The sequence below is a fragment of the Pseudonocardia alaniniphila genome, from assembly GCF_022524485.1.
GTDB lineage: Bacteria > Actinomycetota > Actinomycetes > Mycobacteriales > Pseudonocardiaceae > Pseudonocardia > Pseudonocardia alaniniphila.
The window spans coordinates 24,200-36,209 of sequence record NZ_JAKXMK010000006.1 but is presented as its reverse complement, the minus strand read 5'-3'; the positions used below and the strand labels follow the sequence as shown (position 1 = coordinate 36,209).

At 69.6% G+C, this 12,010-nt stretch carries 10 protein-coding genes; 1 reads left to right on the top strand and 9 read right to left on the bottom strand.

Annotated elements, in window-relative coordinates:
- Positions 1-86 precede the first annotated feature (86 nt).
- The 6 genes from MMF94_RS06990 to MMF94_RS06965 all read right to left on the bottom strand — a co-directional run bounded on the left by MMF94_RS06990 (position 87) and on the right by MMF94_RS06965 (position 4,790).
- Complete coding sequence (locus MMF94_RS06990) at positions 87-686, bottom strand: HdeD family acid-resistance protein (RefSeq protein ID WP_241035460.1); 600 nt, start codon at positions 684-686, stop codon at positions 87-89.
- A 152-nt stretch (positions 687-838) separates the two neighbouring features.
- Positions 839-2,077, bottom strand: coding sequence for an SLC13 family permease (locus MMF94_RS06985; RefSeq protein WP_241035459.1), 1,239 nt, complete (start codon positions 2,075-2,077; stop codon positions 839-841).
- 98 nt (positions 2,078-2,175) lie between these two features.
- Complete coding sequence (locus MMF94_RS06980; RefSeq protein WP_241035458.1) at positions 2,176-2,424, bottom strand: hypothetical protein; 249 nt, start codon at positions 2,422-2,424, stop codon at positions 2,176-2,178.
- A 114-nt stretch (positions 2,425-2,538) separates the two neighbouring features.
- Positions 2,539-3,792 (bottom strand): formamidase, encoded by a 1,254-nt coding sequence (gene fmdA, locus MMF94_RS06975; protein ID WP_241035457.1) that lies wholly within the window; start codon positions 3,790-3,792, stop codon positions 2,539-2,541.
- Positions 3,793-3,819: 27 nt separating this feature from the next.
- On the bottom strand, positions 3,820-4,461 hold the full coding sequence (locus MMF94_RS06970) for an AmiS/UreI family transporter (RefSeq protein ID WP_241035456.1): 642 nt from the start codon (positions 4,459-4,461) through the stop codon (positions 3,820-3,822).
- A gap of 50 nt (positions 4,462-4,511) precedes the next feature.
- Positions 4,512-4,790, bottom strand: a complete 279-nt coding sequence (locus MMF94_RS06965) for a hypothetical protein (RefSeq protein ID WP_241035455.1) — start codon at positions 4,788-4,790, stop codon at positions 4,512-4,514.
- A gap of 195 nt (positions 4,791-4,985) precedes the next feature.
- Here MMF94_RS06965 and MMF94_RS06960 point away from each other — a divergent pair, with 195 nt between their 5' ends.
- A complete protein-coding gene (locus tag MMF94_RS06960; protein WP_241035454.1) occupies positions 4,986-5,219 on the top strand; it encodes a DUF3099 domain-containing protein in 234 nt (77 codons plus the stop codon).
- Between the two features lie 15 nt (positions 5,220-5,234).
- Here MMF94_RS06960 and MMF94_RS06955 read toward each other — a convergent pair whose 3' ends face one another.
- The 3 genes from MMF94_RS06955 to MMF94_RS06945 all read right to left on the bottom strand — a co-directional run bounded on the left by MMF94_RS06955 (position 5,235) and on the right by MMF94_RS06945 (position 11,919).
- Positions 5,235-9,371 carry a Pls/PosA family non-ribosomal peptide synthetase gene (locus MMF94_RS06955; RefSeq protein ID WP_241035453.1) on the bottom strand — a complete coding sequence of 1,379 codons (4,137 nt, stop codon included), beginning with the start codon at positions 9,369-9,371 and terminating at the stop codon, positions 5,235-5,237.
- Between the two features lie 525 nt (positions 9,372-9,896).
- Entirely contained in the window at positions 9,897-10,262 is a 366-nt protein-coding gene (locus MMF94_RS06950) for an STAS domain-containing protein (protein ID WP_241035452.1), read from the bottom strand.
- A gap of 412 nt (positions 10,263-10,674) precedes the next feature.
- Positions 10,675-11,919, bottom strand: a complete 1,245-nt coding sequence (locus tag MMF94_RS06945; RefSeq protein WP_379660289.1) for a PucR family transcriptional regulator — start codon at positions 11,917-11,919, stop codon at positions 10,675-10,677.
- Between the last annotated feature and the right edge of the window lie 91 nt (positions 11,920-12,010).

Below are 12,010 nucleotides of genomic sequence, written 5' to 3'. Positions count from 1 at the left end.
GCCGCGGGGGGGGCCCCCCCCCCCCCCCCCCCGCGGGGGGGGGGGGGGGGGGGGCCCGGCCCCGGGGGGGGGGCCACTGCCCGAGCTCATTCCGTCGGTGTCGTCTGCTGCGAGCCCGTTCGGTCACCGGCCGCGGGTAGCTTCCGCAGCCGCAGGGCCCACACCACGAAGATCACACCGAAGACGAGGGCGAACACGCCGACCAGCCACAGGAGCGTGATCAGCCCCGCACCGGGCCACACCAGCAGGACGATGCCGAAGAGCACGCTCACGATCCCGCCGGCGAGCGTCCACCCCCACGACGACAGTCCGCGCTTGCGCATCGTGAACGACTCGACGATCTGCCCGACGCCGCTGACAATGCTCCAGAAAGCGATCACGAAAAGGATCGCCAGCACCGTGACGCCCGGCCAGACGAAAGCGATGATACCGGCGATCACCGATATGACACCCTGGAAGACCTGCCAGCCCCAGTGCGATTCTTCCTTGCGGTGCCGAAGACCGGCGACGAGCGCGGTGATGCCGTCGATGATCGCGTACGCGCCGAAGACGAACACCAGCACGAGCAGCGCCGTTCCTGGTGAGAAGAGCGCGAACAGACCGAAGAGGATGGCCAGGATCCCGCGGATCAGCACGAGCCACCACACGCCACGCAACGCCGCCGCCTGGGGTTCGTAGGTGGTCATTGTCGGCTCCTATCAGCCGGTCAACCGCATTCTGGAAATTGTCACGGTACCTGCGACAGGGCCGCCGTCGAGCCCCTGAACGGGGCAGATCGGTGGTTTTCCGGCGGATCCACCCATTTACGGTGTGCAACCAGAAGCGCGCGGCCCACGCGCTACAGCAGCAATGCCGACGCCCACAGCGCGACCGTTGCCGCCGCCAGCACCGGGGGCACGGTGAGCGCGCCGAGCGCATGGAACTGCCCGCCCCGCGGCCGATCGGCGTACGGCAGCAGCCGGCGCCACAGCAGGGTCGCGAGCGATCCGACGTAAGTCAGGTTCGGTCCGATGTTCACCCCGAGCAGGACGGCCAGCACCGCGATGGGATGGCCCGCCACGACGGGCAGCATCAGCAGCGTGGCCGGGAGGTTGTTCACGACGTTCGCCAGCAGTGCGGCGACGAACGCCAGCACCAGCAGCGCAGCCAGGCCCTCACCGTCGGGCAGGGCGTTCTCCAGCGCAGAGCCGAGCCCGTGGCGCGTCACGGCGTCGACGACCACACCCAGGGCGATGACGAAGACGCAGAAACCCGGGTTGGCCGACAGCACGAGCGCGCGCGGCGTGAGCTCACGACGTAGGAGGCGCGGGACGGCCAGCAGGAGCACCCCGCCGGCTGCGGCGACCGCCGGCGCGACGCCGAGGGCGGAGGCGACGCCGATACCGACCACGGTGAGCACGAGAACAGTGAGGGCGTAGCGGGGGGCCGGATCGTGCGGCACGACGGCCACGGCGTTGTCGCGGTCGGGATCCGGCAGGTCACGGCGGAAGAAGGCGCGCAGGGCCAGCCATTCGAGCAGGCAGGTGACGAGCCACGGCAGCGTCATGAGGGCGGCGAACCGGCCGAACGACAGCCCGGACGCGGTGAACGCCAGGAGGTTCGTCAGGTTCGACACCGGCAGCAGCAACGACCCGGCGTTCGCCAGATGCAGGCAGGCGTAGAGGTGCGGACGTCGCGGGGCGCCGACCCGCTGAGCCGTGCGCCAGACGACCGGGGTCAGCAGCACCACCGTGGCGTCCAGCGTCAGCACGGCGGTGGTGACCGCGGCGAGGCCGACGGTCAGGAGGAGCAGCCGGGCCGGCCGCCCGGCCGATGCCCGTCCGGCGAGTGCGCCGAGATGGTCGAACACACCCGCCGAGGCGCAGAGGTGGCCGAACGCGAGGATCGCGGCCAGGAACAGCACGGTCGGGAGCAGCTGCCGAGCGGTGGCCAGCGCGGCCTCCACCGGCACCAGGCCGATCCCCATGACGAGCGCAGCAGCCGGGACACCGACCGCAGCCTCGTTCCACCCGAACGGCCGCCGGATCGCCGCCAGGAGTACCAACGCCAGGATGATGCCGGCGACCAGCTCTTCCACGTTCTCCCAGCGTCGTCTCGCTCCGCCGATCCGGCTGCGCTAAGCGCCCTACCGGTGTCGAACGTCATCCGACAGGCTAGTCCCGACCTGACCGGGGCCTACGGGGCCTTCGGCTCCTCCCCGTGCTCCGCCTCCTCCGCGAGAGCCTCGTCGATGAGCGCCTCGAGCTGGGCGAAGCTGTGGCGCGGCCCGTCGGTACGCAGCACCACCACGCCGTCGTCGTCGACGCCCGCTTCGGCGAGCGCCTCCGTGATGTCGTGCGCGGCGTGCAACGCCCCCTTCCCGAAGCGTTCACGCGCCAGGTGCTTCGGGTGGACCGGGGGCAGGTCTGACGTGTCGTCGGTCATCGAGGGCCTCCAGGGACGAACCCGTACGTCGAGGCTACGTGGGACGACGGGTCCGTGCCGCGGAATGGCCCGCGCACCGAGACGGCGCGCGGGCCACCCACTGATCGGCGGAACTCAGGAGGTCACTGCGCACTGGCCCCTGTCCTGCCTCACCGGTCCCTGCGCCGACGGCTTGATGTCGAAGTCGAAGATCGCGGTCGGCAGGTAGAGCGAACAACACGCGTTCGGGATGTCGACGACGCCGCTGACGCGGCCCTCGATCGGCGCCGAACCCAGCAGCAGGTACGCCTGCTCGCCCGAGTACCCGAACTTCTTCAGGTACTCGACGGCGTTGAGGCAGGCCCGCCGGTAGGCGACGGTCGCGTCGAGGTAGTAGTTCTCGTCGCTCTCGCGGTCGACCGACAGCCCGATGAAGGTCATGAACTCCGAGTACCGGGGCTCGACATTGCCCGGCATGAACACCGGGTTCGTCGTGACCCCGTAGGTCTCCATCCCACCCTTGATCAGGTCGACGTGGAAGTCGATGAAACCACCCATCTCGATCGCGCCGCAGAAGGTGATCTCGCCGTCGCCCTGACTGAAGTGCAGGTCTCCGCCGGAGAGCAACGCGCCGGGCACGTGCACCGGGTAGAAGACCCGAGAACCCCGGGTGAAGTTCTTGATGTCGTGGTTGCCACCGTTCTCCCGGGCGGGCACCGTCCTGGCCCCGTCCCGGGCGATCCCTCCGGCCACGTCGCCGGTCGCCGTTCCGCCCAGCGTGTTCTCCTCCAGCGGCGGGAGGGCCAGCGGTGGCACGCGGTCCGGATCCGTCTGGATCAAGGCCCGCTCACGCCGGTTCCAGCGAGCCAGCAGCTCGGCGGACGGCGCCGTACCGAACAGGCCGGGATGCGTGATCCCCGTGTAGCGGACGCCCGGGAGGTGCCGGGATGTCGCCACCTGCCCCGAGAAGTCCCAGATCGCCTTGTAGGCGTCCGGGAAGTAGTCGGTCAGGAACCCGCCGCCGTTCGCCCTGGCGAAGATGCCGGTGTAGCCCCATCCCTGGCCGGGGGCGTCGCCGAACTCCTGGGGAGCCTGCACCGGCCCCAGGTCGAGGATGTCGACGACCAGCAGGTCACCCGGCTCGGCCCCCTCGACGGCGATCGGACCACTCAGCATGTGGCACGACGTCAGGTCGACGTCACGTACGTCGTTCGCCGAGTCGTTGTTGCCGATCTGGGCGTCGGTCCACTCCCTGCACTCCACCCGGAACTGCTGTCCCGGCCGGACCGTGACCGCCGCAGGCACATCCGGATGCCACCGGTTGTGCCCCGGGACCGCCTGGTCGCGCATCGACTTCGACTGGTCGACGGTGAATACCACTTCGGGCATGGTGGATCTCCTTCCGGATCTGGTCGGTCACCCCGTCGCCGCTGGAACGGACGGTGCAGGGGTCGGTGCCGGTGCACGGCGGGCGCGACGGCGGTCGAGCAGGTACAGCCCGCCGAACACGACGGCGCCGCCGATGGCGAGCCCGATCGCGATCGCGGTCGGGTTGCGCCACAGACCGGTGAGCAGCAGCATCGCCGGGATCGCTGCCGTCACCCAGGACTGGATGATCGTCACCCAGCCGGTGTAGTTGGTGAGCGAGTCGCGCTTCAGGCCGAGTACCACGAAGAACAGTGCCCACAGGAATGCCCAGTAGAGCCAGATGACGCCGAACGCGGGGTCACCCAGGAGCTGGAAGTTCGCGACCGAGTAGCCCAGCGCCGTGATGGCGACGAACAGGGAGAACCACCCGACTCCGGTCGTATCGAGCCCCGCCAGAAGCCCGATGCCGACGTAGAGGTACGTGAAGCCGAAGAGGTACAGGCCCGACGCCGCAAGGATCACCGCCGGGTCGCCGCCCGACGTGAAGATCAGGTACGTCGGTGTGACGACCTGCAGCGCACCGACGAAGAGGTTCATCGGCGCGGCCGCTCTGGGGTCTACGGCCCCGACGAGCAGCAGCCCGTTGATGAACAGCACCGCTCCGACGTACAGCAGACCGACAATGGCCATCTCTGTCCTCCTCGCTGCGCCATGACCCGGCGCGTGGCGCCGGTCGCTCATCAGGCCGGCGGCAGCGCGGTGAAGCGGAGCGCGGAGCTGGGGCGGCGACGGGTGCCCGGTGCGATCGCAGCGGGCACCTCGGGGACGTCCCAGACTGCGTCCTCGCGCAGCCGGTGCCTGTCGAGTCCCTGGTTCGTGCGGATGCGCGCGGACTGCCGACGCGCCCCCCGCCCGCCACGGGCGGCGCGATATCGCGCCGTCCGGACCGGAGGTGCGGCGACCCGCGGGTCGCACTCCGGGCAGCGGAACTGGTACGTCGCCATCACATCTCGCAGCATGTCCGGGGCCTCCGAACCGGGTCAGCGTAAGCCCGGCTGCAGCGGACCGGATAGGGCCGAACGGCCGTGGTCGATTTGGCGTTTGCGCTGATCACAGGCCATATGATCGGCATCTCGGTAGCGCGGGACGGCACGTCGACGCCCCCGCGTTCTACTGTCGGGGAGTCGCGTCGACAGGCTTCCCGGGAGGTCTTCATGTCCACCAGACCACCGGTCATCACCGACGCCGCACCGTCCCTCGACGAGGAGCAGGCGCACCGCCGCCGCACGTACGTCATCCTGATGGTCGTCCATCTCATCGGCTTCGCGGCGTCCTACCCGCTCTACCTCTGGACGCCGGTCGCCGGCGTCGTGGCCGTCGTGCTCACCGGCGTGCTGCCCTGGATCGCGGTCCTGCTGGCGAACGCCGCGACCCGCCCCCGGCACTGACCCGCACGACCGGGGTCAGGCGGCGAGAGCCTGCTCGAGAGCGTCGGCCGGGACCGCCGGAGCCGCAACCGTGAGAGCCGGGGTGACGGGCCGCAGCTCCGTGGCCGGGTTGCCGCCCCAGCGGGTGAACGATGCCGTCTCCTCGCCCTTCATCAGGAAGGAGTCGGCTTCGAGAACCGTGCCTTCGCCCATCGTGACGCCGTAGTGCACAAACGCGGAGACGCCGATGGCGGCGCCCGAGCCGATCACCGTGCGGTCGGACTTGAACGTCCCGTCTTCGAGCGAGTGGCACTGGATCACGCTGCCGCTGTTCAGCACGACATCGTCGCCGATGGTCACCAGCGTCTTGTCGGGGATCGAGCCGCCGTCGTCGAAGAGCCGCTTGCCGACCCGCACACCCAGCAGCCGCCAGAGGACGGTGCGGAACGGGGTGCCCGCCATCCCGAACATCATGTTGTGCTTCCACAGCCGCTCGTGGCGCCAGAAGTACGGGTCGTAGATCGAGACGAACTTCGGGCTGAGCTTCCCGAATCCCATCACGGCGCGCTCCGCGAACACTCCGAGGAGGGCGCCGAAGACCAGGTCGGCGAGAATGCCGGCGACGGTGGCGACGGCACCGAAGCGCGGGTAGAACTCCGAACTGACCGCCAGAAGGACCACCAGCGCCACGAGCTGCACCCAACGGACCAGCAGGAACGTGGCCATGCTTCCGAGGTTGTACCGGAGCTTGGCACGCAGCCGTTGCCGCAGCACCTCCGGGGACTTCAGCTCGTCGAACTCGCTGTCACGGGCGACGCTGCGGGGGATCTCGAAGGCGGGCGACCCAAGCAGGCCGACATCCTCCCGGACCGGGCCGTCGATCGGCACCAGGACCTTCGTGGCCAGCAGGACGTTCGCGCCGATCTTCGCGTCGGCCGGGTAGACGATGCCGTTGCCCAGGAAGTTGCGCTCGCCGATCGCGATCCGCGACACGCTGAATGAGCTGCTCGAGTAGTCGGTGTTGAGGACGGACAGGCCGTCGGAGACCATCGTGCCGGTCCCGATCCTCGTCAGGAGCGGCGAGTCCTGCTGCAGTTCGGTGCCGAAGTTCGACCCCGTCTGCTCCGTCTCCGACAGGTCGTAGCCGAGGCCGCGGGCGTACCCGACGACCGCCGACGAGTCGCCGAACAGCGTCATGAAGAACGGCGAGTTGCTCAGGAGGGTGATCAGCGACGCGACGACGTGGTGGAACCCGTAAAGCCGGTAGGTCCTGCCCGGCCGGAGCATCGGGGTGAGCAGGCGCGGCACCACGAACATCACTGCGAGCCACACGATCAGGCCGCCGAAGAACACCACCGCCGACAGCGCCACCAGCGACAGGTAGTACGACGGACCGGCGAGCGCGGCGACCGGGGGCTCGAAGAAGTTCTCCACCTGCGGAACGGCGGTGAGCAGCGTGATCACCGCGCCCGACAGCGCCGACAGCAGCGCCAGCGAGCCCAGTATCTCGGCCGTGCCGAAGACGAACCGGCGCAGCGTGCCGCGCGCAGCCGGCGCGACCACCCGGTAGTTCGTGGTGGCGGGCTCGGCCGGAACGCCGTGCCAGGCTTCACCGGCCGGGACGACCTGCCCCTCGTGCATCGACGATGCGTTGCCCAGCTGTGCGCCGTCACCCATCGTCGTGCCGATGTCGAGGACGCTCGTCTCGCCGACGAAGACGTCGCGGCCGAGGGTGATCCGTCCGGTGCGCAGCACTCCGCCTGCCGCGTGGTAGCCGCTGAAGAGGACGTTGCGGCGGATGATCGAGTCGGCTCCGATGCTGATCAGGTCGGTGGCGACGGGGACGCTGCGCGACAGGATCGTGGCACCGCGCCCGATCTTCGCACCGAGGGCCCGCAGGTAGAGGTTGTAGACCGGGGACCCGGCGAACAGCGCCATCGGGTTGACCTGGATCAGTGTCTTGACCAGCCAGAACCGGAAGTAGCCCAGGCTCCAGAGCCGGATCTCCCGCTCCGTGAAGCGTCCGACCAGAGCCCACTTCGCCACGATCGGCAGCAGGGTCGTGGCCAGAAAGACCACCGCGGCGGCGACAGCGGACCGGGTGAACACCTGCAGCAGGTCGGTGCCGTCGGACGCCCAGGTGAACACGCGGTCCACGACGACGGAGCCGACGAACGTGACGACCAGGAAGGTCAGCAACTGGAGGGCACCTGTCACCAGGTAGCCGACGCTGCTGGTGCGGACCACGGTGCCGGCCTCGGCGGAACGCTCGGCCGCCGGGATCGAGCCGCCCGCTGCGGCGGCGAGCTCACGGACCGTCGAGTGCTGGTAGATCTCACGCATCGACAGCGATGGCAGATCGGTCTCCTTGCGCACCCTGGCCGAGAACTGGGCCATGAGCAGCGAGTTGGTGCCCAGGTCGTCGAAGAAGTCGTCCTCGACCGAGACCTGGTCCACGCCCAGCGTCCGTGCCAGCGCACCGGCCAGGAGCTGCTCCGTCTCGCTCGCCGGGGCCACGTGCTCGGCGCCTCCGGAGGCGGCGCGCCGCGCGGCGGGCGCGGGCAGGGCCCGGCGGTCCACCTTGTCCTGCGGGGTCATCGGGATGGCGGCGAGCTGCTCCAGGTACGCCGGGACCATGTAGGTGGGCAGGCGCTCCTCGAGATGCGCCGTGATCTCCTCCGGGTCCAGCACAGCCGTGTCGGAACGCAGGCTGTAGTAGGCCACCAGTTCCGTGGCGCCCGGCGTCGGCTCGAACGTGTCGACCACGGCCGCGGCCACGCCCGGCACCTGCAGCAGCACCGACTCGATCTCGGTCAGCTCGATGCGATAGCCGCGGATCTTGACCTGGAGGTCGATCCGGCCCATGTACTCGATCTCACCGTCCGCGTTGACCCGGCCGAGGTCGCCGGTGCGGTAGATCCGTCCCGAGGGGTTGCCCGGGATGCCGAGGAAGTCGGGGATGAAGGCCTTCCGCGTCAGGTCGTCGCGGTTGAGGTAGCCGGCCGCCAGGCCGATCCCCGCGATGCCGATCTCCCCGACCGAGCCGTGCGGCAGGGCGTGCCGCGGGTCGTCGCGGTCCAGGATGACAGTGCTGTAGGTCGGCAGTGGCTGCCCTATCGTGACCGGCCGGTTCGGGTCCAGCGTGGTCCAGGTGGCGGTGACCGTGGCCTCGGTGGGCCCGTAGACGTTGAGGAACCGGCGGCCGGGCCTGTGCCAACGGGCGATCAGGTCCTGCGGGCAGGCCTCGCCGGAGACCAGCAGGAACCGCAGCTCCGGCAGATCCTCCTCGACGGTGGCCAGCAGCGTCGGCACGCAGCACAGGGCGGTGACGTGCCGCTCGGTCAGGAAGTCGTGCAGGTCCCAGCCGAGCAGGGTCGACCCGGCGGGCTTCGGGACGAGGGTCGCCCCGGCCGTCCACGGCACCCAGATCTCCTCGACCGAGAAGTCGAACGCGATCGTCATCCCCTGGTAGACGCGGTCCTGGGCCGAGATCCCGTAGACCTCCGCGGCCACCCGCACGAAGTTGCAGATGCCGGCGTGCTCGATCGCCACGCCCTTGGGCCGTCCGGTAGTGCCGGAGGTGTAGATCAGGTAGGCCAGATCCTCCACCGGCTCACCACGCTCTGCGTCCGACAGCCGCTCCGGGCTCTGCTGCGCGATGGCGTTCTCAGCCTGATCCACGTACACGAGACCGGGCGCGAAATCCTCCAGGTCGTCGACGCGGTCCCGCACGTGCGAGAGCGACAGCACCATTCGCGCGCCCGCGTCGGAAATGATGTAGGCGATCCGGTCGGACGGAAACCCGACGTCCAGTGGCACGTAAGCGGCGTTGATCTTCAGGACGGCGAGCATCCCGATGTAGGAATGCACCGCCTGGTCGAACAGCAGCGCGATACGGTCACCCGGGCCGGCACCCTGTGCGATCAGGAAACGGGCCAGCCGGTTGGCACGCTCGTCGAGCTCCGTGAAAGTGAGCGTGATCTCACCGGCGTCCACGGCCAGGTGATCCTCCTTTCCGGAGGAACGCATCCGATCGGCCTGATCCTCGAAGACGTGATGGAGACGCTCGCCGCTGTGGGTCCGCGAACCCTGCGTGTGATCGGCCGCCACCAGGACGAGACCCGGCGGCCGCGGGGTGGGCAGAGGGCCGGGCCCCCGTAGCAGCGTGCTCACGATGTCTCCTCGAACGAAACGACTTCTGACCTGTCGGGGCGGTAAAAAGGCGCACTGATCTGCGGCACGTCGCCGAGCCGACGCACCGTATGAGAATTAGCCTGGAGAGCAGACCGGGGATATGCCGCGACGCTGCGCCGACCGCCGGTGTGACCGTCTCTCTGTGGTTACTACGTGTCAACGGCGAGGAAGGTTCGCTGATTCCTCAAACTCTGAAGCTTGGTGCCACGCCCAGCGGGGTTCCGGCGCGCACCTCGGAGACCCTAACCCGCGCAGCGCCGGAATCCCGGACATGCGAAATTGCCGACAGTCGCCGGCACGCGTAACGGCACGATTACGGCGATGGCGACGCCGGAAAATGCGGAGCGTCGGCCGTCGCTCGCTCCCGGTGAGCACGATGACCGGGCCCGGTGGCGTGATCACGCCGCAAGGGCACCCGCCTCGGCAACTCGCCCCGATCGCTGGCGGCGGGTTCGGCCTTCCCGTTCCTCAGCCCGCTGCCGCTCCTCAGCCCGCTGCCGCTCCTCAGCCCGCTGCCGCGTGGTCGCGCTGCGGATCAGCGACCAATCGGTTGAAGGTTCGCTGCACACGACGGCTCGCGCCGGCCAGATCCAGGGGCGGGAGAGCGTTCTGCGCACGCCGTCGCGCGCTGGCGGCCAGCGGCTCGAGGCCGTCGGGGTCGGCGAAGGTGACAGCGGACAGGTCGACGTGCGACGTGCGCGGGAAGATCTCCAGCAACCGGAGCGCCTCGTCGAGCAGATCCGAACTCGCCCTGTCGAGCTCTCCCCCGACCAGCAGGTGCACGCCGTCCCATCGGTCGACCATGCGCCACCAGCAGGGCAGCACTCCGGGGTCGCTCGCGAGGTAGTCAGACGAAGAACGTTCGAGCACTGCTCGTCCTTTCACGGTGGTCGGGTCAGCGGAGCGCCACGACGGGCCGGGACGGCCACCCCCACGGCCGTGCCCCGCTGCTGCTGGTCAGATCGATCGCCGGTCGCGAGCCGCCGCTCGCGCAGCCGGCACGATCCCCGCGAACCGGATATCCTCCTGCAATTCCCCGGACCTTCCTGCAATAGATGTTGATTCAACGGTACGACCGTGCCGACCCCAAGTGTCGACAGAATGGCGGGGGTGTAGCGCCGGTTACATGTGATGACCACAACGCAACCTCGGCAATTCGTCCGGCCGGGCGGGTGCAACTCCGTCGAGCAACGCGGCGGCAGATTCGGGACCAGAAGCCCACAAACGGGACGAAGGATTCAACGCAGCCGGAAGCAAACGATCCCGGCGCTCGTATGCAGGGTCAGCGACGCGGTGCCGTGAAGTCCGTGCGGGGCGGCTGCCCGACCGTGCCGGGCGGCATCGCTCCTGCCGCCGGCCGCACGGGCTGCGGCGGTCCCCACGCGAGGGCGAGCACCAGTTGCGCCCGGGTACTGGGCGAATCGAGGTCCTCCCCGAACAGCTCGTGCAGCTTCGCGAGGCGGTAGCGCACCGTCTGCGGGTGCACGTGCAGCTCCGCGGCGATCGCCCGCCGGTCGCCCATGTGCCGCAGCCAGGCGAGCAGCGTCTCGGACAGCCGCTCCCGCGACGCCGGTGAGGAGGTGGCGAGCGGACCGAGCACACGGGTCCGCAGCGCGTCGAGCAGCCCCGCATCGCGGTGCACGATGATCGCGTCAAGGTGGTCGGCGGTGAACACCGGATCGTCGACGAGCACGCCGCTGCGCTGGAGGCGCGCCGCGGTCTCGGCGATGTGCAGGCTGGCCGGGAGCCGGTCGGCGGGCACCGCCACACCGACGACCGCCCGCGTGCCGCGCAGCACGGTGGCGAGCCTGCGCAAGTTCCGCCGCGACGGGTTCGGCACGATCGCCCCCAGTAGCGGCGGGCGGCTGAACACGATGTTCGACGGGTCGAGACGCGCGAGAGCCTGGTGCGAGGCGGGACTGTCGGGCTCCACCAGCACCACTGCCATCTCATCCGGCAACGGCCACTCGGCCCGTTCCGCCGCGGCCAGCACCGCCGCCTGGTCGGCCCGGTCGGAGAGCAGCAGCCCCACGAGCTCCTCACGCAGACGCTCGCGGGTGACCGCGGCCTCCGATTGCTCCAGGACATAGCCGCGGGCCGAGGACGAGGAGAGCTTGTCGACGAAGAGGAAGACCGCCTCGGCCAGTGCCGCCACGGTGCGCGGCTCGACACGCTGCTCGACGGCAACGGCCGACACATGGCGCCAGAAGACGCGCGCTCCCATCTGGTAGGCGGACAACAGCGTGGTCAGGTCGCTCCCCTGCCGCCACTGGATGCGGCCGATCTCCTCGAAGAGCTCACCCTCGACGCCACCGTCGGCGCCGCTGGTCGTCACGAGCGTGACGAGCCGGTTCAGGGCCGCGTCGGCGGCCACCCCCACCTCCGCACTGTTGGCGGCCAGGAACCGGGCGTAGTCGGGCCAGTCCTCCTCCAGCGCCAGACGCACCTCGTCCAGCAGCACGGGAAGGCGGTCGATCAGGGCCGGCACCAAGCCGGCCAGCGACGGATCTCGATCGTCCACACACATCTTGTACGCCTGTCAGGGCACGAGCAGGGGCCGTGTTGTACGAGTTTGACAAAATTGACCCCAAATAATTAACCACAGATGCGCAGAGACA